Origin of the sequence: Streptomyces odontomachi (genome assembly GCF_024435355.1) — a bacterium.
Lineage (GTDB): Bacteria > Actinomycetota > Actinomycetes > Streptomycetales > Streptomycetaceae > Streptomyces > Streptomyces odontomachi.
The window spans coordinates 96,658-123,463 of record NZ_JAMJWG010000027.1; the positions used below are offsets into that span (position 1 = coordinate 96,658).

Consider the following 26,806-nt stretch of genomic DNA (forward strand, 5'->3'; position numbering starts at 1 on the left):
CCCGCACACCACGGGTCTCGGCTGGCATGATCGATTCGAGGGCCCTGCCGGCGGGAGACCGTCGCCGCCGGAACCCCGCGGCACGGACGCACGGACACGGCAGCCCCGACGCGCGGTCCCCACGCCCACGACCCCGCCGGCGACTCACGCGCCGGCCTCGCCCACCCGCACGAGGAGGGGCTGGTGCCAGAGCAGCAGCCGGGCGGCGCGGGCCCAGCGGGGGCGGCAGCCGGGCCGGCCGGCACGGACCCCCTGGCAGCGCTGCGCAGCAGGGCCTACCTGTCGCTGCTGGTCCTGGCGGCGCTCCTCGGGGCACCGCTGGCGGCTGGAGCCTACGGCTTCCAGGCGGCGGTCAAGGAGTTGCAGCACCTGTCCTTCACCGCCCTCCCCCGATCGCTCGGCTTCCACGGCCAGCCGTTGTGGTGGCCGCTGCCGCTGCTCGCCGTGGCCGGCCTGCTGGTGGCGCTGACCATCCGCTTCCTGCCCGGTATCGGGGGACACGAGCCGGCGGAGGGGTTCGTCATGTCGGGGGCGCCCGGTGGCCGCGAACTGCCCGGGGTGCTGCTGGCCGCAGTCGCCTCGCTCTCCCTCGGGGCGGTGATCGGTCCCGAGGCGCCGCTGATCGCGCTGGGCGGTGGCGTCGCGCTGCTGACGGTACGGCTGCTCGCGCGCGGTGCGGACGCCAAGGCCCAGGCAGTGGTGGCCGCGTCAGGGAGCTTCGCCGCGGTCAGCGCGCTGCTGGGCTCGCCGCTGCTCGGCGCCTTCCTGCTGATGGAAGTGGTGGGTCTCGGCGGCCCGACACTGGGAGTGGTGCTGCTGCCCGGCCTGCTCTCCGCCGGGATCGGTGCGCTGGTCTTCGTCGGACTCGACTCCTGGGCCGGCCTCGGAACGGACTCGCTGTTCCTGCCGGACCTGCCGCCGGTGGGCGACCCCTCGCTGGCGGAGCTGGGCTGGGCGGTCGCCATCGGACTGGCGGCGGCCATGGTCGGCACGGGCGTACGCGTCCTCGCCAAGGCGCTCCAGGTGCGCGTCGCCCGCCGCAGGCTGCTGCTCAGCCCGATCGTCGGCCTTGCCGTGGCGGCCCTGGCCATCGCCTACGCCGAGGGCAGCGGCTTCCCTTCATCCGACGTGCTGTTCTCGGGCCAGACGGGGATCGGCCCGCTGATCGTCCACAGCGCGCGGTACTCGATCGGCACGCTGCTGCTCCTGCTCGCCTGCAAGGCACTGGCGTACGTGGGGAGCATGGCCGCCTTCCGTGGCGGCCCGGTCTTCCCCGCCCTGTTCCTCGGCGCCGCCGGCGGCATCGCCTTCTCGCACCTGCCCGGCATCGAGCTCGTCGCCGGTGCGGCGATGGGAATGGGCGCGATGACCGTCGCCGTGCTCGGGCTGCCCATGAGTTCCCTGCTCCTGGCCACCCTGCTGATGGCCAGGGACGGAGTGACCGTCATGCCCCTGGTGATCGTCGCCGTGGTGGTGTCCCATGTCGCGTCGGTCAGGTTGAGGCCGGCGGCGGTGCACGAAGACGACCGTGGTGCACGATGACGCCCACGGGCCGGCCTCACGGCGTACCGCCGGCGTCCGTACCGGCTTCCGTACCGGCGTCCGCCGCACCTTCGAGGTGTCCCAGCACCGCATGTGCCTGGGGTTCGAGGTCGAGTTCCCGGTAGATCGCCAACGCCTGACGCCAGTGCGCCTCGCTGGCCGCCAGCCCTTCCCGTTCCTCGACGATCCGGGCCATGGCCTCCAGGGTCGCCGCTTCCTCGTACCGCTGGTTCAGGTCCCGGGCCATCCGCAGGGCCCTGCGGTAGGTGGCCAACGCGGTCTCGCTCTGTCCCGTCCGGTGCTGAAGAGCGGCGCAGGCGGCGAGGATCCGTTGCCGTTGACTTTGGTCGTCGATCTCCTGCGCTATCGCGTCGGCCTGGGTGAGGTGTCCTCGTGCGTCTCCGTAGCGGCCCTGGCCCTGCCAGGTGATGGCCAGGTTGATCAGCGAATCTATCTGACCTGCCCGGTCTCCCATGGCCTGGTAGTTCTCCAGGGCCATGAAGAAGTAGTCCACCGCCTGTGCCGTGCTTCCGCTTTCCCTGTGGATGATGCCGAGGTTGTTGTAGAGGATGGCCAGTTCCTGACGGCCGCCGAACACCCTCACGAGCGCCAGTGACCGCTCGTAGTACTCCCGGGCCTTCGCGTGCCTGCCCTGCATGACGTGCACTTCGCCGATGTTGTTCAGCGCCTTTATCTGCCCGTTCGTGTTGCCGCATCTCTGGTGTATCTCCAGCGCGGCCTGGAAACGGCGTGACGCCTGCACGCGATGCCCCAGGTGCGCCAGGGCGATCCCCTGATGGCCGAGCGTCTCGGCCTCTCCGGCTTCGTTCCCGGCCCGCTGGTGCAGCGGTCGGGCCTCCTGGAAGCGCTTCAGCGCGTCGGGTAATCGGCCGGACACCAGATCGACGATGCCGATCTGGTCCAGGGCTTCACCCTGCAACCACTCGTCACCCACCCGCTGGCCGAGGGCAAGCGCCTCCGTGGCGTAGGAACGGGCCTCGCCATGGGCACCCTGGGGGCGCAGCACGGCTGCCCGTTCCACCAGAAGTTGGCCGGTCAGCGCCCGGTCTCCCAGCACGCGCGCTCGGCCGAGCGCCGCGGCGTTCATTTCTGCCGCGGTCTGCCACATGCCCCAGGTGTGGAACGAACGGTCCAGGACGTGGGAGAAGTACATCGCGTGTTCGGAATCCCTCGTCGCCGCCAGTTGCGCCGCCGCCAGAAGGTTCCCCCGGTTCAGGTCGAGCCAGGCCAGTGCCGCATCCGAACTGTCGATGTCGGGCAGGCTGCCGGCGGTACGCGCCGCGGCGGGGTCCAGCCGCCGGCGCTGCGGGTAGGCCAACCGGTCGCTGCGGTCGGCGGCCATGAGGTAGTAGTCCAGGATCCGCTGCATGACAGCGTGCCTCTCCTGGAACGTGTCGTGCCGTCGGCCGACCGTCCGCGCCATCTCACGGACCACGTCGTGCAGCCGATACCGGTCCTTGATGGGTTCCTCGAGCATGTGGGCGTTGACGAACTCCGCCACGCCCTTCCGCGCCTGTGCGGGTTCGATGTCGGCCAGGCTCGCTATCGCGTCGAGCGTGAGGTCGGGCCCGGGATGGAGGGCCAGCGCACGCAGCAGTTGCCGATCGGCTGCACGGAGCTCTCTGTACGAGAAGTCGAACACGGTGCTGATGCCGGGCTGGGCGTCGATCTCGTCCATCGGGCTGGCCGACTGCATGAGCAGTTCGGCAAGGTCGTGGGCGTCCCAGGCCTCCCGATGACGGCAGAGGCTCGCCGCCAGACGAATGGCCAGGGGGTAACGGTTGCAGATGTCGACGACCTGCCGAACGGCTTCCTGGTCCGCTGCGCGCTGGGCGCCGGCGATCCGGCTGAACATCTCGGTGGCTTCGGCGATGTCGGGAACATCGAGGTTGAGCGACTGGGTGCCCTCGAGATCGGCAAGGCGATAGCGGCTGGTGATGAAGACCCGGCAGGTGGGGGAGCCGGGCAGCAGCGGCCGTACCTGTGCGGCGCTGCGGGCGTCGTCGAGCAGCAGGAGGACGGAGCGGTGAGCCGTACGCTCCCGCCACAGGGCCGCCCGGGCGTCCAGCGTGGGAGGCAGCTTCTCCGCCGGCACGCCGATCGCCGGAAGCAGCCGGGCGAGTGCGTCGGCGGGGTCGATCGGCGGTTGCTCGTGGTGCGCGCGGAGGTGGAGGTGAAACCGCCCGTCGGGATAGTGGGAGCGCAGCCGGTGGGCGGCATGGGTGATGAGCGCGGTCTTGCCCACCCCACCCATCCCGTGGACGACCGTGACGGGCAGGGCGGTCGTCTCCCCCTGCGGTCTCGACAGGAGGACCGCCAGTTCGTGCTGGCGCCCGCTGAAGTCGCCGATGTCCCGTTGCAGGTTGTCGGGAGGCCCGGCGACGGCGAGGCGGCTCGGCCGCGCGCGCAGAGCCGGATCCCGGGTCAGGATGCGCCCCTGTAGGCGTTCGAGTTCCGGGCTGGGGTCGGCACCGAGTGTCCGGCTCAGCCACAGCCGCGTGTCCCGGTACACGGCGAGCGCGTCGCCGTGCCGGTCGCAGCGGTGCAGGGCGAGCATCAGATGCCGGGCGTACGGCTCGTGGGCGGGTTCATGGGCGAGCAGGTCGTACAGTTCGGCGACGAGCTCGGCGTGCCGGCCCAGATCCAGCTCCCAGGTGATGCGCTGCTCCCTGACCTGGCGCAGGTCCTCGATCAGCCGGCGTTTCATGGCCGCGGCCCAGGCTCCGCTGAACTCGGCCAGGGGCTCGGCGCGCCACAGCGACTCCGCTTCGCGCAGCAGGAGGACCGCCCGTTCGATGTTGCCCTCGGCCGCCGCGGCACCGGCCTGGCGGCGCAGGGTCCGGAAACGTCGGCGATCGACCGTGTCGGCCGGCACGTTGAGGGTGTAGTTCCGTGCGCTGAACTCGATGCCGACACGGTCTCCGACGGCGTCTCGGAGGCGGGAGCGTAATCGCGAGATGTTGCTTTGCAGGGTCGCAGCTCCGCTCGGCGGTGGGTCCGCGGCCCACACCCGCCTCATCAGCGTGTCCACCGGGACGGGAGCTCCCTCTGCGTACAGCAGAACGGCCAGCAGGAGCCGCTCCTTGACCGAACCGAGATGGTGCCGCGAACCGTCCGCCCACAACTCCAGCGGTCCAAGTAACCGGAATTCCACCCAGCGTCCCCTCCGCCGGTTGCACCCCGCCCGTATGGGAACTGCTCTTCGAGTGTGGCACCACTTGGTCTGCTTCGGCAGGGTGCCGTGTCGGCCACTTCGCGGTCATGGCATATTCTTCTGGCATATTCTTCGATGAGGTGCCTCGTTGACACCCCTGGATCTGTTTGTTTGCGTCCGGAGTTGGGCAAACGATCGATCACTGGTGTGCGCGCCGGTGCCTTTGTGTGTCTCGGCCTGAGGGGCGGCCTGAGGGGGGAGGGTACGGCTATGTCGCACGAGGCGGCTGATTCCACATGGACCACGAACACTCTCTCCGGCTCGGTACACGGCCACAGTGTCCAGGCGGGAATGATTCACGGAGATGTGTTCATCGGTGCCGACGCCGGTCGTTTTCGGCCTGTGCCACGGCAAATTCCGCCACCTCCCCGGCACTTCACCGACCGCACCGACAGCCTTGCCGCTCTCGACGTGTTGTTGGAATCACCCGCGTCCATGGCCCTCATCACCGGTCCGGCCGGTGTCGGTAAAACCTCACTCGCGTTGCGGTGGATGCACGAGCACCGGGCCGACTGGACCGACGGGCAGCTCTATGTCGACTTACGCGGACACATGTCCGAAGACCCGATTGTCCCGAGTACCGTTCTGCCGCAGTTCCTGCGCGCCCTGGGTGTCCCCGTCGAGCAGATTCCCACCGACCTCGCGGAGCAGACCGCCCTGTATCGCACGGTCGTCGCCGACCGCCGCATCGCCGTGCTGTGCGACAACGCCCTGTCGGCGGCGCAGGTCCGACCGCTGGTTCCCGCGTCCGAGAACGGTGTCTGCCTGGTGACGAGCCGATGGCAGTTGACGCCGCTGCTCCTGGACGGGGCGCACCTCGTGTCGCTGGATCCCTTCGACACCGACTCCGCGGTGGAACTCCTCGGGCAGATCGTGGGACAGGACAGGGTCGCAGCGGACCGCCGCTCGGCACGGAGCATGGTCACCGCGGGCGGCTGCTTCCCCCTCGCGGTGGCCGTGGGAGCCGCGCTGCTGCTCAGCCGCCCCGAGTGGAGCCTCGCCTCGGCCGCCGCCCGGCTGACCGGCCTTCGCCCGACGGACCATGACGAGGAGATCTCGATGAACGCCAGCCTCGATCAGTCCTACGGAGCTCTCCCCCCGGATGCCGCGCGTCTGTACCGCCGGCTGGGTCTCCATCCCGGCACCGTGTTCGGTAAGCAGGTTGCCCAGGCGGTGGCGGCGACCGCACCTGTCATTGCGCATGTGGAGGACAGCCTGACGGCCCTTGTCGACGCGAACCTGCTCGCCGCCCCCGAGCCGGAGCGATTCCGCTTCCACGACGTCATCCATCGTCATGCCCGGGGCTGCGCGGAGACGTATGAGGGGGAGGACCAGCGTCGGGAATCCACCGAGCGGATCGTCGACGCGTACCTGTTCCTCGCCGATGCGGCGGACAAGGTCCTCTACCCCCAGAGAAGACGCCAGCCCGCGACCTATCTGCACCCGATCGACCTGCACATCGACCATCCCGACTCCCCCACCGCACTCGCCTGGTTCGAACGCGAAAGAGAGAGCCTGGTCGCGGTGCAACGCCTGGCGGCGCAGTTGGATCTCCACGGGGCGACGTGGCAGCTCGCCGACGCCATGTGGACCCTGTTCATCCACCTCCGCTATCACCAGGACTGGATTTCCACCCACGAACTGGGTGTGCGAGGGGCCGAGTGCTGCCGGAACTTACCGGCCGAAGCCCGCATGCGTACCGGTCTCGGAATCGCCCTGCGCGATGCGGGCCGAACCGAGGAGGCGCTGGCCGAGTTCGAGAGGGCCCTCGCGTTACGCCACGCCACGGACGACCGGCGCGGTGCGGGACTCGTCCTGCACAACGTGGGCCTGACACATGTCCGTAGGGGCGACTGGGCCCGTGCCCGGTCCACTTTCGGTACCGCGTTGTCCATCCGCGAGCAGGCGGGGGACAGTTACGGTGTCGGACGCGCCCATCTCGCGTTGGGCGAGGTGGAGAGCCTGGCCGGACGGCACACCGAGGCCCTGTCGCACCTGACGCAGGCACAGCGGATACTGCGGGACACCCAGGGCCCCTACGAGGCGCTGACCGAGCGACTGCTCGGGGAAGCGCGGATGCGCTCCGGTGACCTTGCAGCCGCTCGCGCCCACCTGAACAAGGCGCTCGGCATCCTTGAGCAGGTCGGCGACACCTACGACGTCGCAGCCGTCCACGAAGTGCTGGGCGAACTCTCCGAAGCCGAGCAGGACGGGCCGTCGGCGCGGACGCACTATGCCCGGGCCGAAGCCGTCTACACGCGTCTGAGCGCCGAACCCGAGGCGCGCCGCGCCGGCGAGCGCATCCGCCGGCTCGACTCCGCCACCGGTGGATGACGCCTCGGCCCTGGTCCTACCGCCACCTTCCCACTCGGGATCGAACCGGGCAGACCAGGCGCAACGCGGCGAGTTCCCCCGCGGTCAGGAACCCTTCCGCCGCCGTTTCGGCCCCGATTTTCCAGCCGGCGAAGAGCGTCGCGGACTCCAGCGCTTCCACCGGTTCACCGGAGGTCAGCCACCCGTGCAGGAACGCGGCGAAGAGCGCGTCCCCGGCCCCGTCCGTGCTGCACACCCCGCGAGGCGCGACCGCCCCGGTCTCGACCAGTCTGCCGTCCCGCAGGCCCATGACGCAGCCCTGATCGCCGCGGCTCACCACGGCGATGCTGCACCCCGGGTAGCGGCTGAGCACATCCGCCACCCACTCCTGCGGGGAACAGCTGAGCCCCTCGTGGCTGCGGAAGATGATGTCGGCACACTCCAGCCACGGCTTCCTGCTCATGTCGTCCGAGTCGCCGGCCGCATGCAGGTCCGTGGCTATCGGCAGGTTCAGGAGCCCCTTCGCCACGGGCAGGAAGGGCTCGCCGAAAGGATTGCTGGCGACCACCACCAGATCGGCGCCGACGGCCTGCTCGATGAAACGCTCCATGGGGTACGGCAGCGACGGTCCGCCGCTGCACCAACTGCGGGACACCCGGCCGCCGGACTCCACGAAGATGGTTGTCTTGGCCGACTCCGGCACGGTGACGACACCACGCCCTTCCAGGCCGGCTCGGCGCAGGGCCGCCCTGATCGTGTGCCCTGCGTCGTCCGACCCCACCGCCGTGCAGAGCCGAGAGGTGTCCCCCAACCGCGCGACCGCACTGGCCACGTTGTAGGCGCCGCCCACAACGGAACACCGCATCCACGAAGCACGGCGATAGGCGTGGAACTCCACCGGAAAGCGCTCGACAGGCACCGTCATGGAAAGGCGCGTCACACCCACGCTAACTATGTGCACCATTACTTCTTCTGTCTCCCCCGTTACTCATTGCTCCGGTGCCGGATCGTGAAATCCGGCGCTTTGAACGACGGACCGCGTGATCCATCCGTCGCCCATTCGAGGATGGGGGAGGGGATTGGACAGAAGGCTTGCAGCATGCCTGCACAAGGCTTGCAAGGGCAGCGGCGGTTACGTGATCAAGGGCTGATCGCCAGCGCCGGTCGCGTGTGCCTGGCCGGAGCCGGCAGCGCCGAGACGGACGGCCGAAGGGCAGCGGAGTGCCAGGGGCATCTGCCTATGGATTCCACGGTACCGCGGATGCGGGCGGGGTGGCGCCGCTTCGGGCAAGGACGGGCGAAGAGGCATGGGAAAGGCCTCCACCTGGTGAGGATCCAGCGGAGGCCTAAGGAAAAGGAGAATTCAGATCATGAAGCGGTCGATGGTGGGAGTCGCGACCACGGTGGTGGAAGTGGGCTCGACGTGATCAGAGCGTTCCACACCCACGAACAGCCCGGAAATGACAGCCGCGCCCAGGAGGGCCGCAAACACGTAGTTCCTGAACACTCTTATTTCTCCAAGGTGATTTAGGAATGAAAGTGACGGAGGAATGAGCGGAGTCGCCGGAAGAGGCGCGTGAAGGGACCCCAACCGCGAAAGTCGCAGCCCATGGGGGGTTTGAGGCTGATCACCCTAGCAGGGGTGGCGGTCTCGGTCGGACTGGGCCGAGAGCTGCCGATATGCGCCTTGTGAACCGTTTCTGACGGCGCGGCCGCAGCCGTTTGCTTTCGCGTGGCGCCGTCTTCCCGATGGGGATGACGATCATGATTTGCCGCGAAAACGCACAAATTCAGGAGAACGCAACCAAATGTAAAACCCGAACTCTTTCGAGCATCGCCGGATGGAGCAGCCGGTCGACCGACCGGGCGGTCGACCGACCGGGCGGGTGCCGCCGCACCACTCCCATCTCCCACCGCGCGCGTTAGGATCCGGCCATGGCGCTGACCATGAACGACGTGGACCGGTTCGAGGCCGCCAGGCCTCGCCTGGAGGCCATCGCCTACCGCCTCCTGGGCTCCGCCGGCGAGGCCGAGGACGCCGTGCAGGACACGTTCCTGCGCTGGCAGGCCGCCGACGTCGACCGCATCGAGGTCCCCGAGGCGTGGCTGACGAAGGTGCTCACCAACCTGTGCCTCAACCAGCTCACCTCGGCCCGCGCACGGCGGGAGACGTACGTGGGCCAGTGGCTCCCCGAGCCGCTGCTCGCCGGGGATCCGATGCTCGGCCCGGCCGACACCGCCGAACAGCGCGAGTCGGTCTCGTACGCGGTCCTCGCCCTGCTGGAGCGCCTCTCCCCCAACGAGCGGGCGGTGTACGTGTTGCGGGAGGCCTTCGACTACCAGCACCGGGAGATCGCCAGGATCCTCGACATCACCGAGGCGTCCAGCCAGCAGATCTTCCACCGCGCCAAGAAGCACGTCGCGGCAGGCAAGGCCCGCACCGAGATCGACGAGGCCGCCGCCCGCCGGATCATCGGCGAATTCCTCGCCGCCGCCACCAGCGGTCGGACCGAGCCGCTCGTGCGCCTGCTCACCCAGGACGCCACCGCCGTCGGCGACGGCGGCGGGAAGGTCCCGGCACGTGCCAAGGCCTTCGAAGGCGCCGTTGCGGTCGCGACGTTCATGCGGGGGTTGTTCAAACCCGCCCAGGCCAAGCGCGCCTTGGCCGGCGGCTCACCCGAGGTCTACGCCACGACCGCCAACGGCGATCCCGCCATCGTGGCGGTCGTCGACGGCCGCGTCATCGGCGTCATGTGCCTGGAGATCACCGCCGACGGCATCGCCGCGTTCCGCAACCAGGTCAACCCCGACAAGCTCGAACGCGCGACCCGGCGATGGGCGGCCGGCGAGCACGGCGAACCCCTGCTCCACGCCTTCTGACCCTGCTGCCCCGCTCCTGCTCCCCCTCATGTGAGGTGCTTCACATCTGCTTGCTGTCAGGAAACGGCGGGCCGCCCGGTTCAAGGGGCGAACCGCTGAAGACAGGAGCCAGGAAATGCAGCACCGCATCATCGTCCTCGGAGCCGGATACACCGGAGCGACCGCGGCCGGACGCCTCGCCAAGCGGCTGACCAGCGACGACGTCGCCATCACCCTCGTCAACGCCGAGCCCGACTTCGTCGAGCGCGTACGGATGCACCAACTCGCGGTCGGCCAGGACCTCGAGCCTCGGCCATTCAGCGAGATGTTCGCGGGCACCGGCGTCGAACTGAAGCTCGCGAGGGTGACCGGCATCGACGTCGACCGCAAGACCGTCACCGTCACCGTCACCGACACGCATGACGGGAACGGCGGCAGCGACGCGTCGGAGCCGACCACCGAGGAGCTGGCGTACGACACCCTCGTGTACGCCCTCGGCAGCGGCTGGAACGACCAGGGTGTCCCCGGCACCGTCGAGCACGCCCACGAGATCGCCAGCCGCCCCGGGGCGCTCCGGTTGCGTGACCGGCTGGCCCGCCTGACCGCCGGAGAGCACGTGGTCGTGGTCGGCGGTGGCCTCACCGGCCTGGAGGCCGCGACCGAGATCGCCGAGGCCCGCCCGGACCTCGCCGTCGCCCTCGCCGCCCGCGGTGGTCTGGGCGACTGGCTCGCGCCCAAGGGCCGTCGACACCTGCGGAAGGTCGTCGACAAGCTGAGCATCACGGTGCACGAGAACGTCCACGTCACCGCCGTCGACGCCGACCGGGTGGCCACCGCCGACGGCACGTCCATCCCGGCTGCGGTCACCGTGTGGACCACGGGTTTCGCCGTCCACCCGATCGCGAAGGCCACCGCCCTGGAGGTCACCGACAGAGGCCAGATCGTGGTCGACCGGACCATGCGTTCGGTCTCCCACCCGGACGTGTACGCCGTCGGTGACGCAGCCATGGCGATGGGCCCCGGCGACAAGCCGCTGCGGATGTCGTGCGCCTCGGGCGTGCCCACCGCCTGGCAGGCCGCCGACGCCATCGCGGCCCGGCTGACCGGCGCAAAGCTGCCGAAGGTGGCGGCGCGCTACTTCAACCAGTGCATCTCGCTGGGCCGCAAGGAAGGCCTGATCCAGTACGTCACCGCCGACGACCGCGCCGTCCGGGCGGCCCTGACGGGGCGGACGGCCGCCGTCTACAAGGAACTGGTCTGCAAGGGTGCGGCCTGGGGAGTCGCCAACCCGACGCTGATGATGCCGAGCCGCCGGCGCCGCGTCGTGGCGGAGGGGACCCGGACGGGGGCGGCGGCGGTCAAGGCACCGGCCTGACTGCCACGGCCGACGGGACGGGGCGCCGGCTCGACCCGCACACCGGCGGGCGCCCCGCTCCCACCTGCCGTGTTCGAGATCGAGAAGGTCGTTCGGGGAAGTCACCCGTCATGTTCGAGGGCGTCGTTGAGAGCCGCTCGAAGCTGCAACCAGGTCGGATCTGCCGGGGTTGCGGTGGTCACCGCCTCCAGGTCGTCCGACTCCCAGGTGCGGGATCCGTCGGTCAGGACGAGGTGCGTCTCCAGGTCGCCGTCGTCGGGAACCTCGGAGGTGGCCGCCGAGAACGCGGTGACGGTGGCCCGCAACGCATCGCCGTCCGCGGTGCCGGCCGTGGCGGAGCCGTCGGGCACCGACACGAGCACGAGATCGCCCCCACCGCTGGCGACGACGAGCTCGCCGGCCGCCGTCGTGCTCAGCGCGGACACCGGGGAGCCGGCCAGCACGTCGTGCTCGACCGCGTGCTCGTTGTCGAGGTCGACTTCGATGAGGGCTCCGGTGGGCGTGCCGATCCAGAGCACGCCGGGTCGGCCTCCGAAGGCGACGTTCTGGCTCGACCAGGCGTTCATCTGGTCGAGCCACTCCTGCGGGTACGGATAGCCCGGGTTGGGTTCCCCGAGAGTCGTCGCCAGAATGCGGCGCAGCGCGGGAAAGTCGAACACTTCCAGCGAGTTCTCGTACGCGTTGCCTCGAATCGCCAGATGGCGTCCGTCCGGGCTGAAGACCGGCGTCCCGTAGCCGTCGGCATCCAGGATCAGCGCCCGGCGGAGCACGCGCAGCGTGGAGGGCACGGTGCCGGCCTCGACCCGCGCGAAGAGTCCGAGAGTCGCGCCCTGATCGCTGGCGAGCGTGACCACCAGTCCGCCCGCGGGATGCTCCGCGATTCCGGTGTCCCACCGCGGACCGGTACCGACGGTTCCCGAGGCGAGATCGACGACGTCAGAGCTCTCCCATGCGCGGTCTCCCTCGCCTGACGACGGAGACCCCCACAACGTCCGGCCGTCCGGGCTGAACGCCAAGCTCCGGTACTTGGCGAGTCGCGGCAGACCTGCCGGTTCGGAGCGCTCGCTCTCGCCGGGCGTCCACTGCACCACTCCACCCTCGCCCGCCACGACGAGCAGCGGCCGGTCGGGATGCCATGCCACGGCGGGTGTGCGCTGCCGCCGCTCCCAACCGTCGGCATCCCCGTAGCCGGCCGACTCGGCGCCAACCGCACCGATCTCGTGCAGCTGCCCTGCCTCACAGTCCCAGACGTGGACCATCGGACGTTCCGAATCCAGGCCGGCGACCAGGGGACGTCGCGGATGGCACGCCAACTGCTCAACAGAAGCCCCGCCACTGACGCGCACACGCGCCACGGTCTCAACAACAGTCACTCCCATACCGTAGGTGAGGGGTGCTGCGACAAATACACAGAAGCGACCGAAGCCGGCGACCAGAGAGGTCAGCGACCAGAGACGGTCGGCGGCCGGAGAAGGTCAGCGGCTGGAGGTGGCACAAAAGTGGCTGATAGGACAATCATCTGAAAGCCTGTCAGTAGACTGCGTCCGGCAGGCCGAAAGTCCGGCAGTGTCGACAGCCGGACGCGAACGACTGGAGGGGGACCGAGCGTGTCGCTGTATCCGGAGCGCGAGCCGGTGGACGTGGAGATCGCCGGCTTGGAAGTCCTCGTCCGGGCGGATGAAGTGGAGGACCACGGAGCTCCGGGCATGCGGGGCGGCACCAAGGGTCTCCTGCGTCGAGACGGGGGCGAACTCGCTTCCGTGTCGGTCCGCGTGGAACAGCTCAAGGACAGCCTTGAGGGCACCGTCGCAGCGCTCAGGGACCTGTTCGGGCGGGTCGCGGGAACCGAGGGGCGTTTCCCGCTGAAAGAGGTCCAGGTCTCCTTCGAGGTCACCGCCAAAGGCGGCATCCGTCTGATCGGTACCAGCGAGGTGGAGGGCAAGGGTGGGATCACCCTGGTGTTCGGCGCGCGCGACCAGGGTGCGGCATGAGCGCAGCCGGCGGTCGGCATCGCGCCCTGCTGCTCTTCGTGCCGCGCTACCGGTCGCCCGAGTGGATCGATCTCGACTTCCTCGAAGGGGAGTACGCGGATCTCCGCACGACGCTCGAAGACCGCGGCTACCTCGTCGACGAGGACAGTACCTGCGACCCGGAGCAGTTGACCCGGGCCGATGTCACCCGCCGGATCAAGAACTTCATTTCGGGCGCGCGTGCCCGTGAACACCTGCTCGTCTACCTGAGCGGCCACGGATTCCACCACAACGGGCGCTCCTGGTTCGCCGCCTCCGACTCCGATCCCGACAGCGACAGCGACGAGGTTCTGGAGAGCGGCAACGTCCCCCTCAGCGACGGCTGGGCGAAAGCCGTGGAGAACAGTCACGCGGACAAGGTCCTCTTCGTCGTGGACGCCTGCCGTGAACGCCTCGTGCACGACCGAGCCACCCGCCGGATCCCCGTCACGCCGCCGCCCGAGACGGAGAAGCTGAGCTACCTCATGGCCTGCGAGCCGGAGGCGTCAGCCGCCTACACGGGCGAGGTCCCCGAGTCGCAGGAGCCGAGCTTCAGCCTTCTCACCAGGGCACTGCGGGACATCGTCCGTGACGTGCACGGGGAAATGGCGACCGACAGGCTGCACGAACTCCTCCGCGAGGAAATGGAGGACCTGGGGAGGAGGGTGGAGGACCGGCTGCCCAGAGGCTTCCGGCAGGAGCCTCGGCTGAGTGGCGAGCGCGGCCGGGACGCCTTTCCGTTCCTGCCGTTCGGGGCTCGACCGGAGGACGAGCGTCTGCACGTGCTGCATGACCACCGGGTGTGGAAACAGGTCGAAAGGCGGGCGAGCCAGCGGCTCCGCCAGGACACCGAGAGCGTCACCACCGCGATCGGCACCCGCCTCAGAAAGGAACGCTGGCGCCTCGCCGACGATCCCTGGCTCGACTGGGAGACGGACCAGCGGGCGTCCAGGTGGGTCGGCTTCCTGATCGAGGAGTTCCTGCCCGAGGAGAAGTTCAGCACGGCGGAGGCCGCCGTCCTCGCGTTGGCGCCCATGCTCTACCACGCGTTCAAAGTGCACCGGGTGCAGGACCTCGACCTGCAACTGCGGCGGCTGGACGTGGCGTCCGAACCCTGGGACAAATACGCGCAACTGCTTCAGCGGACCTCTCCCGACCGGGAGCCACGACCACGCAGCAGGGATCACCGCACCGTCCGGGCCTGGATCCTGCACCAGGAGTACTACCGGCTGGACGACGACTCGCGCGGCCCGCTGGACGGGCTGCGCGAACTGCTGAACTACGCCTTCCAGGACACGTGGGAGCTTGCGGAGGTCCTCGACGCGGAACTGCTGGCATGGGTCTTCCGCGCCATGCAACACGGCGGCAGCGTTCTCGGCGAGCCGCCGGAGCGCGGCTCGGGAATGCAGCAGCCGATGCGCCGCCGCCTCGTGGGCTACCTTCTGGCCGCTGCCCAGACCATGGCACTGGACATCTGCGAACTGCCCCGTGTCCTGGTCGAGCACACCGGCGGCCACGGGCGGATGAACCTCGTGCAGGCCCGCAGGAGCATCGCGGCAGCCGACTGGCACCGCTCGGGGCAGACCCTGCGACTGAGCGCGGTCTGCGGGCACCAGGCCGTCATGGTGGCACTCCAGGAACGGGCCGACTACCTCGACGGGCTGCTCCACCACGCCAGTACCCGACTGAGGGCGACCGGGAGCGCGGACGACGACGGCACCGTCGCCGGCCTGCCACACCGCGCGTCCGGGGAAGCCGTCCTGCCGGAGAAGGACCCGGTCAGCGGCACCATGAAGTTCCTCCCCGTGGCCACCCGCTTCGGTCTCGACGGTACGCGGGTGCGTGACCTGCTCACGGGTGAACAGCTCTACCGGGACCGCCGGCTCGCCATCCGCGAGCTTTACCAGAACGCCATGGACGCCTGCGCGGTGCGGCAGGCCCGGGAGCAGTGGCGCCCACCGCCCGCGGGCTCGGCACCCTGGGAAGGGCACATCACGATCCGCCAGGGCGGCCACGGCAACCGCACCTATCTGGAGTGCGTGGACAACGCTTCCGGAATGGACCGCGAAGAACTGCTCTATGCGTTCGCACAGGGCGGCGCGCGCCTGTCCCACCTTGCCTCCTTCCGGCAGGAGCAGCGCGAATGGGAGAAGGATCCGCGGATCTCCTTCCACCCCAACAGCCGATTCGGCATCGGCGTGCTGAGCTATTTCATGCTCGCGGACGAGATCGAGGTGACCACCCGGAAGTTTCACCGGGACCGCTCGCCCGGCGAGTTGCTTCGCGTCACCGTGTTCGGTCCCGACGACCTTTTCCACGTGGACGACCGTCTGGACGACGCCGACTTCCTGGGGGAGCCGTGCGGCACACGGGTGCGGCTGTACCTGGATCGCAAACGTGCCGCCGACGTGTCGTGCGTCCAAGCGCTCCGCGAGGTGCTCGGCGTCGCACGCTTTCGCACCACTGTCGAATTCGAGTCGCAGAACGAGAAGGAGGTCTGGGAGCCGCAGGAATACCGGTCACGGGCCCGACGGGACGTGGCTGGATCCGGGCAGATCGTGGCGGACCCCGGAGGCGACGTCTTCTGGTGCGAGCGTGGCGGCGCCCTGCTGGTGGACGGCATCGCCGTCGAGGCCCGCTGGGCGACCACGGACGACGCCGCGCCTGGCGATCGGGTCGAGCTCAGCAGCGCCGTGGTCAACCTGCGCGGCCGCATCCAGATCCCCGGCAGAGGGCTGGTCCTGCCCCGCCTGTCGGTCGACCGCGGCGAAGTCCTGGACGACGTCACCAGGCCGATCGTGAGCAGGCTGCGTCGGGCGGTGGACAGCCTGGCTCGCAGCAGCCTGCTCACCGACAAGTGGCTCATGAACGTGGCACACGACGACATTGCGATCGCCGATGCCATCGTCTCCGAGCTCACCGGGACGTCTGCCGACGTGGTGGGCGAGCACGGCAGCTATCAGATCGCGTGCACGGGATTCTTCCCGGGGGACATCGAGCTACGGTCCGCCTGGACGGCCTTGAGCCCTCCTCGACGCCGCAACTTGACGTGGGACGAGCGAGGAAAGGTCTGTCGCCTCCCCAGCCATCTGGCCCTGTGGCGCTACACCGCGCACTTCCCCCAGGACGTTGCTCGTGCCTTGGGCGATGTCTCCCCTCCCGATCTGCCGACCGCTCCCTTGCTTCCGGCCCTCCCCTCACACGCCCGCGCCCTCGGGCACGACCTGCGATTCGGCGATATCGAGAGTGAGCCGTCCTGGGATGCCGTCGTCCTGGTGGGCAACATGGAGAACTGCGCGTACGAGCTGCATGTCTCCATGGACGAGATGGAGCGGAGGATCGATGCTCTCAACCTGCGCATGGAGGCCCCCGGTCCACAGCCCAACATCCCGCTCCCCAGCCTCCTTCGTCTGATCAGCAGGGACGGCGACGCAAGTTGGCCGTGGCAGCGGCCCGGTGATCGGATTGCGGCATATCTGGTCCTGATGGTGTGTGACAGCGCCGGTTTGTCCGTGCCGGAGATCGTTCGACAATTGGACGGCATCGGGTACGACATGGAGTCCAGCGCCTGTTTCTCGGACCCTGGCTCGGACGCCGACCAAGCGGCCCGGCTGCTGCTCAGTGAGGGCGTGGACGGGCAAGCCCCGTGGATCTCCTTCGCGGGATCGGAGCGCATCCGGGCCGTGGCAGGGAAGTTGGACCTGCCCGTTGCCGAGGTGCGACGGAGGCTCGCCGAGTTGGGCGTGGAGGTCGTCTCGCCCACGAGGCAGCTCACCGGACGGGACAGGAGGGTGCTCGACACGCTCAACGTTCTGCTGGGCCGTAGCTACCGGACGGATCCGCCGGAGCAGCCCCTGAGCAGGACGCACGTGATGTGGACGGCGTGGCGTATGGGGTCTGACGTACAAGAGGTGGCTCTCCACCTGGCCGCGCTGGGCTACGTAGTGCCGGACGACGGTCTGACGGACACGGTCTCGCCGCACCTCGATCTACTGGGCGCCTCGATCTGGGGTAGCGACTGGATCAATATCGGGTGGCCGGTTCCGCTGCCGGTGCTCCAGTCACTGGGCAAGCTCTTCGGGCGACCCATGAGCGTCGTGGCCGGACAGTTGCGGGACCTGGGTCTTGACGTGCCGTTCCACAGTTTTCCCGAGTCGCTGGACGAGGCGGACAACCTGTTGCTGAGCCAGAACGTCCGGCTGTCCCGTCAGCCTGTCTGGCTTGACCCCAGCGCGCCGGTTCCGCCCGCGCACGTCGTGCTGGCCGCGGCGACACTCGGGATGACGGTCCAGCAGACGATCGACCGGCTGCGCACTCTGGGGATGCAGGTCGACCAGGCCCTCGGGCCGCTGCCTGAGCCCGATACCGAGACCCAAGAGCGCGCGACAGCCGAGGGGTGGATTCCATACTCCGCCACCGGCGAATCACCTGCGGTTCCATGGGCACACGTTCTCAGCATTTCAGTCGAACGCGGATGGGAAGTCCGCGAGACGCTGGAGCACTTCGCCGAGCGGTGTCTGCCGGTCGGACCGCCTCCTCCGGAGCGACAGGACTTCGACAGCGACGTCGACCGAGTACTCCTGAGCGAGCAGGCGAACGGTCGACCTCCGTTCAGGAACCCGCGGCAGACGATGGACACATGGAGTGTGATCACCGCGGCCCGAGAGGTGGGGCTGCCCGTTGCCGAGGTCCGGGCACGTTTGCTGGAGCTCGGAGTTTCCGTTGTCTCGATGGAAGAAGCGGCGGCTTTCCGTGACTCACCGGACCGCAACCTGATCGCCGGTCAACACCGAATTCGACTTGCGACAGGGATGTCCGTGCCCTCGGCGTACGTGAGCATCGTCGCCGCACAGAACCTGCTCACCCTCCGGGACGCGGCCGGCAGGCTCGCCGCCGCGGGCCTGGCCGTCCGGGAGGCCGAGTACAGCGACCACCACCCACGTCAGGAAGAGCTACTCATCCTGCGAGAGAACGCCTCGCCCTACAGCGACTGGATCAACCCGTACGAACCGGTCGGTCTGGAGCACCTGCTCGTGACAGCACACCGGCTCGGCTCCACCGTCTCGGAGACGGCGGAGCGCCTACGAGAGTTCGGGCTGACCGTGCCCGACGTCCACGGCATGGTGGCGGAGGCCTGGGCGCTGGTGCCGAAGGCGTGACGGGTCGAACACCCAAATGCCGGCTCAGTCACCAGTTCGACGATGAGTGCGACTTGATGCCACTGTGGCTCAAGAGTTACTTGAAGTATTTCATCACCGGTGTGACCGGGGTTACACTCCGTGCCTGTTCCCTTCCGAACGGTTCCAGTTGAGGCCATGGGACCCTTGTCGGCTGCCGTGAGTGGACTGGCCTCTCACGGCTCTCGTCGCGCGTCAGTCGGTCGTTGTCGCACGACAGGAGCGCCACCGGTGGGAACTGGCTGCCCCGACCTCCTCGCTGCCCCACCCTCTGAGGACCGATAGATGTCAGCAGACGTAACCAGCCAACCCCTGCCAGAGCGTATCCTCACGCTTTATCCACTACGTCTTCTTCTAGCCACACTGATCGTTGCCGGAGGCGTGACCGCGTGGGTGATCAGCCTGGTGCCGGCCAGTGGGCGAACCGGGGTGGCCTCAGCGGGTGCGGCCGTGGTCGTGCTGCTCGGTGCTGGGGTCCTGATCGCGGCATCCGTCGCGCGCACGGCGCGCCGGTTGCGTCATAGGGTGGCCGAGTTGGACGCCGCCGCGGACACGCGGGACGCCACGATCACCCACTTCGCCCACGAGTTGCTGCCGACCGCGATCAAGCGGCTGCGTGACGGCGCATCGGTGGACTCCGTGCTCGCGCAGTTGCCGAGTGCCGCCAACCCTCATCACCACCTGGTGCTGAGGACTGCCATCCAGGAGGTCGGCCGTAGCGAGCGCATGCGTGCTGCGGTCATGCTGGCCTGCGCCAACGCGGCCGGCCGGGTGCAGGCGTTGGCCACCACGATGCTCGCCGACCTGCGGAAGCTGGAGGACCGCTGCGACGAGGAACTGCTGGGCGACCTGCTGCAACTGGACCACACCACCGCACAGGCGGGCCGGCTGGCGGACAGCATTGCCGTCTTGACGGGGGCGCGTTCCGGGCGACGCTGGACCAAGCCCATCGTCATGGAGAGCATCCTGCGTGGCGCGGTGGGCCGGATCAGCGCCTATCGACGCGTACGGGTGCACTCGGCCAGTACCGTCGCGATCGTCGGCTACGCCGCCGAAGGCGTCATCCATGTCCTCGCCGAGCTCGTCGACAACGCGGCCAACTTCTCGCCTCCGTCGGAGCAGGTCCACGTGTACGTGGAGGAGGTGCAGGCCGGCGCCGTGGTCAACATCGAGGACAGCGGCCTCGCCATGCGGGAACAGGCACTGCGTCGTGCCGAGCAGAGCGTCTCAGGTGATCCGCTCGACCTCACCCAGCTGCCCGGCACCCGACTCGGGCTCGCGGTGGTCGGCCTGCTCGCCCGCAAGTACAACCTCACCATCACCTTCCGACCGTCCTCACGCGGCGGCACCGGAGTCGTCGTGTTGATCCCGCGGCATCTGCTCACCGAAGCCAGGCCGCAGGCCTCGCGTGACCTGCCGCGCCACGCGACGGCCAGGGACGCACAGCCGACCGGGCTCACCCCACCCACGGAGCCCGTTGCCGTGCTCGACGATGCGTCACCGCGGGTCGGTGCGCTTGCGGACCCTGCCGTGCCCGAGGAGGACGCGGGCCTCGGGGACCTGCCGATACGGCGCCGCGGACAGACGTTGGCGGAAGCCGGCGGGCCACGTCGGGCGCCGAGTGCCACCCCCAAGCGCCCGCGCGCCGACTCCGGGGCCCGATTCGGTTCCTTCCGCCAGTCGGTACGCCGCACCCCCAAGGCCGCCGACCCTGCCAGTACCACCGACCCGACCCCCACCACCGATCCGACCCGTACTACCGATCCGACCCGCACTACCGACCCGATCCGTACTACCGACCCCGCCAAGAACATCGACACCGGTAAGCGCCCGCCAGCGGACGACGACACCGAGTAACCGACTTTCCGCCTGATAGTGGCGTTTCCATGCATTCCCGTCAGCGGCAGCGGGCTTGTCGCTGAACGGGACTGAGCAACAGATTGGAGGGCGGGGCCGGTTGCCCGGGATCAACACCACCGGGCAGAGCCCCAGACATGCAATGAGCACGGTAGACGGTGACCTGGACTGGCTGCTGGAGAAACTGATCGAGAAGACACCCGGGGCTCGTCATGCCCTGGTGCTGTCGAAGGACGGCCTGAAACTCTGCCGGTCATCCAGCCTGTCGGTGGATCAGGCGGATCAACTCGCCGCGATCGCCTCGGGAATCCAGAGCCTGACACACAGTGCGTCAGCCGAGTTCGGTGATGGCGCCGGCGGGGCACGGCAGGCCATGGCGGAGTTCCATGGCGGGCTGTTGTGCATCGTGGAGGCCGGAGAGGGCGCGCATCTGGCCGTGGTGGCGCACGAGGACGCCGATGTCGGTGTCATCGGGCACAACATGGACGAACTCGTCGAGCAGTTGGGCGACTATCTGAGCACCCCGCCGCGGTCGTCGAAGAAGGCCAGCAGGCCCGCGTGAGCAGGCAGATCCTCGACGGTGAGGACCCGGATCGGCTGTATACCGTCACCGGCGGGCGCAGCCGTGCGGAGGAGAACACCTTCGACCTGGTGACGCTGATCGTCAGTGAATCCGATCCGGCTCCCGGAATGCAGTCCGAGTACGTCAAGATCCTTCGGCTGTGCCGCTACCCCTGCGCGGTCGTGGAGATCTCCTCAGACCTGGGTCTGCCCGTGAGCGTGGTGAAGATCCTGCTCTGCGATCTGCTCGACCTCGGCCACATCACCGCACGTCATCCGAGATCGGCCGTTGAGAAGGCACGGTTGCCCAGTACCGAAACCCTGAAGCAGGTGCTCGTTGGACTCCGCAAGCTTTGAGCAAACGCCCCGTACCCCGCTCATGGACACCACCACGGACGCTCTCAAGATCGTGATAGTCGGTGGGTTCGGGGTCGGCAAGACCACGATGGTCCAGTCGGTGAGCGAGATCCGTCCACTCAACACCGAGGAGACAATGACCCGAGCGGGGGTCGGAATCGACGAGGTGGACGGGGCGCCGCGCAAGACCACGACGACCGTCGCCTTCGACTTCGGTCGCATCAGCCTCAATGAGCAGATGGTGCTCTATCTGTTCGGCGCCCCGGGCCAGCAGCGGTTCTGGTTCCTGTGGGACCAGTTGTTCTCCGGGACGCTGGGCGTGGTGGTCCTGGTGGATATACGCCGCATTCAGGACTCGTGGTATGCCATAGACCGCTTGGAACACCACAAGATGCCCTTCATCGTCGCCCACAACAATTTCAGCGGAGAGCCCTATCCGTTGGACAAGCTCAGAAAAGCGCTCGACCTTTCCGATGATGTGCCCATGATCGAATGCGACGCCCGGCAGCGTGACTCCAGCAAGGCCGCGCTGATCGCACTGGTCAATCACCTCTATGCTCTGTCCTCCGCGCAGGAGACAACACTGTGACGAATTCCCAAGCCTCCCAGGACGCAGCTGGCGGATCACTCGCGCCACCTCCGGGCTGTCCCGCGCACGGCGGTGCCACCCCGGACGGTGCCACTCCGCTGTACGGACCGCGGTACCGGCGGCGCCCGATGGACATCTACCGGGCGATGCGGCGCCAGCACGGACCGGTCGCCCCGGTCCGGCTGGAGGGCGACCTCCCCGCCTGGCTCATCCTCGGTTACCGAGAGATGTACGAGGTGACCAGCAACACCAAGCTCTTCGAACGGGACGCCCGCCGCTGGCGCCACTGGGACCGGGTGCCGCAGGACTGGCCGCTGATGCCGTGGGTGGCCTACGGCCCCTTGCTGCTCTTCACCGAGGGCGAGGAGCACCGCAAGCGCGCGGCGGCCATCGTCGACGCCATCGCCGAGGTCGACCAGTTCGAGCTGCGGTCGTCCTGCGAGCGCTTCGCCGATTCCGTGATCGACTCGTTCGCCGAGGCGGGCGAGGCCGAGCTGGTCAGCGCGTACGCCTACCCGGTGCCGGGGCTCACGCTCGTCAAGCTGTTCGGGGTGTCCGAAGACGAGGCCGACAGCCTGCAACAGGACATGACCCTTTCGGTCGTCTCCGATGACGACGCCAACTCCGCCATGGGGCGTGCCATGGCCGCACTCGGCCGGTTGATCAAGACCAAGAAGGAGCGGCCGGGGCCGGACCTCACGTCGTACTTCCTGGCGAGGTCCACGGATCTCACCGATGAGCAGCTGGCCGGCGACCTGATGGCGATGATGACCGCGGCACTGCCCGGGGTCGCCAACTGGATCGGCAACACCGTCCGGCTGATGCTGACCGACAGCCGGTTCGCGCTGACGCTGTCGGGCGGCCGCCACAGCGTCAACGAGGCCTTGAACGAGGTCCTGTGGGTGGACAGCCCCCTACAGAACCTCATCGGACGTTACGCCACGAGGGACACCACGCTGGGCGGTCATCGCATACGCACCGGCGACATGGTGATCCTCGGTCTTGCCGCGGCGAACACCGACCCGCAGCTGTGGCCCGACCCCACTGCCGGTTTCTCCGGCAACAACTCCTACATGACGTTCAGCCACGGCGACTACGGCTGCCCGGTCGGCGCGCCACAGCTGGCCAAGACGATGGCGCAGGCGGCGGTCGAAGTGCTCCTCGACCGGCTTCCCGACGTGTCGCTTGCGGTGCAGCCGGAGGAACTCGAATGGATGGACTCCATCTGGTACCACGGCCTGACCGCGTTGCCCGTCACCTTCGAGCCGACCTACGTCACCGGTAGGGACGGCGATTGACGGGCGCCTCGGGACGGCGAAAGCTGATGATGCGTAAACAAGTAACGCCTCGTTACTGAGTTGCCTTCCTTAGCCGCGTAACATGCCGGGTGTGCAAGCTGGACGACCACGGCGGCAGGTGGCGGCCAGGAGGGAACCAGCAGAGGAGCCGGGATGCCGAACGAGGTGGACAGCGCCGGTCAGCAGCCACTGTCCCGGCGGGAGCAGCAGCGCATCGAGTTGCGCCGGGACGCGACCGAGGCCGCCCGCCGCGAGCTTGCGGCGGGCGGCATCGAGCACCTGACCCTGGCGGCCGTCGCCCGAGAGGTCGGCGTCACACCGCCCGCGCTCTACCGGCATTTCGGCGGTGGACGGGAGGGCCTGATCAGGGCCGTCTACGACACGGTGACGGACGAGTTCGTCGATGTCGTCGCCACGGCGGCCGCCTGCTACGACGAGTCCGACGTCAGCGCCCGGCTCCATGCCGCCACCCGGGCCGTCCTCGACTGGTCGCTGGCCCACCGGGCCGAGTTCGACCTGCTGATGGGGTCCAACTACCCCCGGATCGCCGCAACCGAGCTCGGCATCCCCGTGGTGCTCTCCCGGCAGCTCGGCGGGCTCTACGGGACCCTCTTCAGCCGCTTGCTGCACGACCACGACCTGCGGTACCCGGCGGACCACGAGATCAGGCCCGGTCTGCTGCCGCAGCTGCGGACCTACCGGGAAGGCATGAACCTCGACTTCCCGCTGGGCGTCGTCTATCTGATGCTGAAGTGCTGGCGCCAGATCTACGGCGTGGTCTGCATGGCGGTGTACGAGCACCTCGCGTTCGCGTTCGCCTTCGACGACGAGGAGGAGCTCTTCGAGGACATGATGGTCAGCATCCTCGGCCTGCTCGGCCTCGAGCGCAGCCCCGCGTACCGGAGGTAGGCCGCCGCTGTCATTCCCGCGGGTGTTCCTCCTGCCGCAGACCCTCGGTGAAGGCCAGAAGCAGTTCGGCGGTCCGCGGCGGGTCCTCGAGGTTGGGTGAGTGGCCGAGGCCGGGCAGCGTCCTGACCTTCGTACCGGGGACGGCGCGGTAGTCGGCCGCGGACGCCGGGTTCCACCTGCGATCCTCCGCGCCGAAGAGCACCAGCAGCGGCTTGCCGAGCGGTGCCAGCCGCGCCGGGAGCGACCGTTCGCCCAGGAACGCCCGGATCGCCTGCGATATGGCTCCGAACGCATGGAAGTCGATGTCCCGGAACTGGTCCACGAAATCCTGGGGGATCGCGAAGCCCTCGTGGAACCCGTCGCTCACGGCCAGCCGGATCTGGTCGTCCGTCAGGTCCGTCCATGATCCGGCGCGGAGGGGGACCTCCTTCGCGATGGAGGCGGCCATGTGGGGCCCGGTGTTGATGAGTACGACCGCGGACACCAGGTCGGGGCGCTGCTCGGCGAGGGCGGTGGCGAACACCCCACCGCTGGAATGGCCGCCGACGCAGGCGTGGTCGACGCCGAGCCGGTCCAGCACCGCGGCGACCCGGCGCACCTGGTCCGCGACCGCGTAGCTCGCGCCGTCCGGTTTGCCCGACCGGCCGCACCCGAGCAGGTCGATCCGGATGACCCGGTGCGAGCCGGTCAGGAGCGGAACCATCGGTTCCCACGAGCGGGCCGACGCTCCGGTCCCATGGATGAGCAGGAGCACGGGGGCCTCGCGCGGGCCGTCCTGGCAGACGTGGATCTCGCCGTCGGGCAGGGACAGGGTCGTCTCCTCGGCGGCGAGGTGTGACGTGTTCTCGGAAGTGGTCATGTGAGCACTGTGGTCGGCGACATGGGCCGACGGCTTGGACGAATGTTCCGGTCCCCGGGGCGGGTACGGAGACGAGCCCCGTACCCGCCGTGCCGCGCCATGTCGGCTGTGCCGTGCCGGTCGGGCCGTGCCGTGCGTCAGTGCACGTTCAGGAAATTGCTGTCGATGTTGAGGGTGTGACCGCCGTGGGTCTCGTTGTGTCCGCCGCGGTACTGGTGCACGCGCTGCCGCTGGTTCCACTGGCCGTCGGGGACGTAGGGCTTGAGGTCGGCGTTGGCCTTGCCGTTCCACCACGCGGCCCAGATGTGGTTGGGCCGGGAGTAGGAGTCCGAGGCGTAGGTGTTGGAGAGCGCCGTGACGCCGGAGCTGATGCTGGAGTAGACGCCTGACCGGTAGTTCTTCCTGTGCAGCTGGTTGGTCCAGCCGCTCAGGAAGTTGAGCACCGCCTTACGGCATGTGTCGTTCCCGTTGTCGAAGCCCTCGATGTCGTAGTAGATCACCGAGTCCGCACCGATGCCCTTCGACTGGGCGGCGCTGATCGCCGCCCCCGCCGCGTTGCGCCCCTGGCCGCGTGCGGTGTCCGCATTGCTGGACATCCGGTGCGCGAAGCTGGTGCAGGGCGCCTGGAGGCCGACGTAGATGGGCAGGACGTGCCAGCCGCCGGCCGTGCGGGTCTTCACCCAGTCCGCCGTGAGGTTCGGCTGCGCGCAGGCGCGGCTGACGCCACCGATGTAGACGCCCACGCCGCGGAAGTTGGTGGCGCTCTTCCAGGCGGCCATGGTCGCGCCGCTGGGCGCCGCGCACGCGTCGAAGCCGCGTCCCTTGAAGGTGCCCGGCGCCTCGACGGCCGACAGCGGCTCCGCGGTGCCGGACGCGGTCGATGCCGCGGTGGCGGTCCCGGTGCCGGCTGCGGCGGGCCTGGCGCCGGCGGTGAGGGTCGCCGATTCGAGGCGCTTGGCCGCTTCGGCCCCGCCGAAGGACGTCGCCAGCACTCCGGCCTCGCGTACGACGACTTGGCTCTCGCCGTCGGCGTCCGGCTGAGTCGCGACGGCGGCACCGCGCTCCGGGGTCCGTGCCCCGGCGGTGGGCGTGCCGGCGTCCAGCGGCTGGATCCACAGGCTGGGTGCACCGCCGACCGCGTGTGCCGGGCAGTCCTGCTGGTCGCCGGCGCGGCCCACGTACACGGTCGAGGCGTCGAAGATGATGCAGGCCGACGGGTTCTCGTCGAGGTTGACCACGCGCCACGACGCGGGCACCGTGACGTCGTACCCGCGGTAGGTGACGTGCTGCGTTTCCTGCTGCACGGATGCGGGGGCGGCGGACACCGAGGGCACGGCCGCGATCATGGCCGCTGCCGTGCCGGCGAGCGCTATCGGAAGTCTCTTCATGCCAGCTGCACCCGTTTCCTCTTCTGGTTGCGCTCCAGATGGCCGTCGCCGTGGTTGTGGCCCTTGGTCGTGGGGAAGGACGAGATCGTCTGTGCCGCGGCGGCGGCCGGGATCGCGACGGCGAACGGCGGCGCTTGCGCTCGCGGTGGCCAGTCTTCGGCGAAGATGTCGGTGGATGGCGGCCTCCTCGGTGTCGATGGTTCGACGATTGAAGGAGGCGGCCATACAAAGCGGATACATGCGTCGCCGACGCCATCGTGAAAACGCAGCTGTGGCGGTGGCCGGCTGTCGAGCAGCCCGCCACCCCCCCCACAGGGCCCGGGGGCGACAGAGCCCCCCCCCCCGCGGAGCCCCCCCCCCGGCGCGGGGGGGCATCCCCCCCCCGCGGGGGGGGGCGCGGGCGGGGCCGCCCCCCCCCCCACGCCGGCAGACGGCCCGCCCCGGCGGGCACCGACCGCCGCTACGGATGCGATAGCCG

At 69.1% G+C, this 26,806-nt stretch carries 18 protein-coding genes; 12 read left to right on the plus strand and 6 right to left on the minus strand.

Going from position 1 to position 26,806, the window contains the following annotated elements; genetic code table 11:
- The first annotated feature begins 183 nt into the window (after positions 1-183).
- Positions 184-1,542: a chloride channel protein gene (locus NQO67_RS37550; protein WP_374119258.1), complete on the plus strand. Its 1,359-nt coding sequence runs from the start codon at positions 184-186 to the stop codon at positions 1,540-1,542.
- A 16-nt stretch (positions 1,543-1,558) separates the two neighbouring features.
- On the opposite strand, the gene NQO67_RS37555 is transcribed toward NQO67_RS37550, so the two are convergent.
- Positions 1,559-4,717, minus strand: coding sequence for an AfsR/SARP family transcriptional regulator (locus NQO67_RS37555; protein ID WP_255954957.1), 3,159 nt, complete (start codon positions 4,715-4,717; stop codon positions 1,559-1,561).
- A gap of 270 nt (positions 4,718-4,987) precedes the next feature.
- Here NQO67_RS37555 and NQO67_RS37560 point away from each other — a divergent pair, with 270 nt between their 5' ends.
- Positions 4,988-7,111 (plus strand): tetratricopeptide repeat protein, encoded by a 2,124-nt coding sequence (locus NQO67_RS37560; RefSeq protein ID WP_255954958.1) that lies wholly within the window; start codon positions 4,988-4,990, stop codon positions 7,109-7,111.
- Between the two features lie 16 nt (positions 7,112-7,127).
- On the opposite strand, the gene NQO67_RS37565 is transcribed toward NQO67_RS37560, so the two are convergent.
- Together NQO67_RS37565 and NQO67_RS37570 are read right to left on the minus strand one after the other, a co-directional pair.
- On the minus strand, positions 7,128-7,955 hold the full coding sequence (locus NQO67_RS37565) for a carbohydrate kinase family protein (RefSeq protein WP_255954959.1): 828 nt from the start codon (positions 7,953-7,955) through the stop codon (positions 7,128-7,130).
- Between the two features lie 498 nt (positions 7,956-8,453).
- Positions 8,454-8,597 carry a hypothetical protein gene (locus NQO67_RS37570; RefSeq protein WP_255954960.1) on the minus strand — a complete coding sequence of 48 codons (144 nt, stop codon included), beginning with the start codon at positions 8,595-8,597 and terminating at the stop codon, positions 8,454-8,456.
- Between the two features lie 428 nt (positions 8,598-9,025).
- Between NQO67_RS37570 and sigJ the strand changes: the two genes are divergently transcribed.
- Entirely contained in the window at positions 9,026-9,970 is a 945-nt protein-coding gene (gene sigJ / locus NQO67_RS37575) for an RNA polymerase sigma factor SigJ (RefSeq protein ID WP_255954961.1), read from the plus strand.
- A gap of 115 nt (positions 9,971-10,085) precedes the next feature.
- Complete coding sequence (locus tag NQO67_RS37580) at positions 10,086-11,324, plus strand: NAD(P)/FAD-dependent oxidoreductase (protein ID WP_255954962.1); 1,239 nt, start codon at positions 10,086-10,088, stop codon at positions 11,322-11,324.
- Positions 11,325-11,425: 101 nt separating this feature from the next.
- Here the strand turns inward: NQO67_RS37580 and NQO67_RS37585 are convergent, their stop codons facing one another.
- Positions 11,426-12,583, minus strand: coding sequence for a TolB-like translocation protein (locus tag NQO67_RS37585; protein ID WP_255954963.1), 1,158 nt, complete (start codon positions 12,581-12,583; stop codon positions 11,426-11,428).
- Between the two features lie 348 nt (positions 12,584-12,931).
- Here NQO67_RS37585 and NQO67_RS37590 point away from each other — a divergent pair, with 348 nt between their 5' ends.
- The 8 genes from NQO67_RS37590 (at position 12,932) to NQO67_RS37625 (ending at position 24,081) form a co-directional block, all read left to right on the plus strand.
- Complete coding sequence (locus tag NQO67_RS37590) at positions 12,932-13,315, plus strand: Pepco domain-containing protein (protein ID WP_255954965.1); 384 nt, start codon at positions 12,932-12,934, stop codon at positions 13,313-13,315.
- A complete protein-coding gene (locus NQO67_RS37595) occupies positions 13,312-18,492 on the plus strand; it encodes a wHTH domain-containing protein (RefSeq protein ID WP_255954966.1) in 5,181 nt (1,726 codons plus the stop codon). Before NQO67_RS37590 ends, NQO67_RS37595 begins: the two co-directional genes overlap by 4 nt.
- A gap of 399 nt (positions 18,493-18,891) precedes the next feature.
- A complete protein-coding gene (locus tag NQO67_RS37600) occupies positions 18,892-20,367 on the plus strand; it encodes a sensor histidine kinase (RefSeq protein WP_255954967.1) in 1,476 nt (491 codons plus the stop codon).
- 142 nt (positions 20,368-20,509) lie between these two features.
- Positions 20,510-20,929: a roadblock/LC7 domain-containing protein gene (locus NQO67_RS37605; RefSeq protein ID WP_255954968.1), complete on the plus strand. Its 420-nt coding sequence runs from the start codon at positions 20,510-20,512 to the stop codon at positions 20,927-20,929.
- Entirely contained in the window at positions 20,926-21,285 is a 360-nt protein-coding gene (locus NQO67_RS37610) for a DUF742 domain-containing protein (protein ID WP_255954969.1), read from the plus strand. The genes NQO67_RS37605 and NQO67_RS37610 overlap by 4 nt, the downstream gene beginning before the upstream one ends.
- A complete protein-coding gene (locus NQO67_RS37615) occupies positions 21,266-21,874 on the plus strand; it encodes a GTP-binding protein (protein ID WP_374119259.1) in 609 nt (202 codons plus the stop codon). The genes NQO67_RS37610 and NQO67_RS37615 overlap by 20 nt, the downstream gene beginning before the upstream one ends.
- Complete coding sequence (locus NQO67_RS37620; RefSeq protein ID WP_255954971.1) at positions 21,871-23,172, plus strand: cytochrome P450; 1,302 nt, start codon at positions 21,871-21,873, stop codon at positions 23,170-23,172. The genes NQO67_RS37615 and NQO67_RS37620 overlap by 4 nt, the downstream gene beginning before the upstream one ends.
- Before the next feature lie 153 nt (positions 23,173-23,325).
- Positions 23,326-24,081, plus strand: coding sequence for a TetR/AcrR family transcriptional regulator (locus NQO67_RS37625; RefSeq protein ID WP_255954972.1), 756 nt, complete (start codon positions 23,326-23,328; stop codon positions 24,079-24,081).
- 10 nt (positions 24,082-24,091) lie between these two features.
- Here the strand turns inward: NQO67_RS37625 and NQO67_RS37630 are convergent, their stop codons facing one another.
- Together NQO67_RS37630 and NQO67_RS37635 are read right to left on the minus strand one after the other, a co-directional pair.
- A complete protein-coding gene (locus NQO67_RS37630; protein ID WP_255954973.1) occupies positions 24,092-24,940 on the minus strand; it encodes an alpha/beta fold hydrolase in 849 nt (282 codons plus the stop codon).
- Between the two features lie 137 nt (positions 24,941-25,077).
- Complete coding sequence (locus NQO67_RS37635; protein ID WP_255954974.1) at positions 25,078-26,328, minus strand: glycoside hydrolase domain-containing protein; 1,251 nt, start codon at positions 26,326-26,328, stop codon at positions 25,078-25,080.
- Positions 26,329-26,806: the final 478 nt, after the last annotated feature.

Coding starts and splice junctions, on each gene's coding strand:
- NQO67_RS37560 (WP_255954958.1), top strand. CDS start 4,988: ATGTCGCACGAGGCGGCTGATTCCACATGGACCACGAACACTCTCTCC.
- NQO67_RS37565 (WP_255954959.1), bottom strand. CDS start 7,955: ATGCGGTGTTCCGTTGTGGGCGGCGCCTACAACGTGGCCAGTGCGGTC.
- sigJ (WP_255954961.1), top strand. CDS start 9,026: ATGGCGCTGACCATGAACGACGTGGACCGGTTCGAGGCCGCCAGGCCT.
- NQO67_RS37580 (WP_255954962.1), top strand. CDS start 10,086: ATGCAGCACCGCATCATCGTCCTCGGAGCCGGATACACCGGAGCGACC.
- NQO67_RS37585 (WP_255954963.1), bottom strand. CDS start 12,583: ATGGTCCACGTCTGGGACTGTGAGGCAGGGCAGCTGCACGAGATCGGT.
- NQO67_RS37595 (WP_255954966.1), top strand. CDS start 13,312: ATGAGCGCAGCCGGCGGTCGGCATCGCGCCCTGCTGCTCTTCGTGCCG.
- NQO67_RS37605 (WP_255954968.1), top strand. CDS start 20,510: ATGAGCACGGTAGACGGTGACCTGGACTGGCTGCTGGAGAAACTGATC.
- NQO67_RS37625 (WP_255954972.1), top strand. CDS start 23,326: ATGCCGAACGAGGTGGACAGCGCCGGTCAGCAGCCACTGTCCCGGCGG.
- NQO67_RS37630 (WP_255954973.1), bottom strand. CDS start 24,940: ATGACCACTTCCGAGAACACGTCACACCTCGCCGCCGAGGAGACGACC.
- NQO67_RS37635 (WP_255954974.1), bottom strand. CDS start 26,328: ATGAAGAGACTTCCGATAGCGCTCGCCGGCACGGCAGCGGCCATGATC.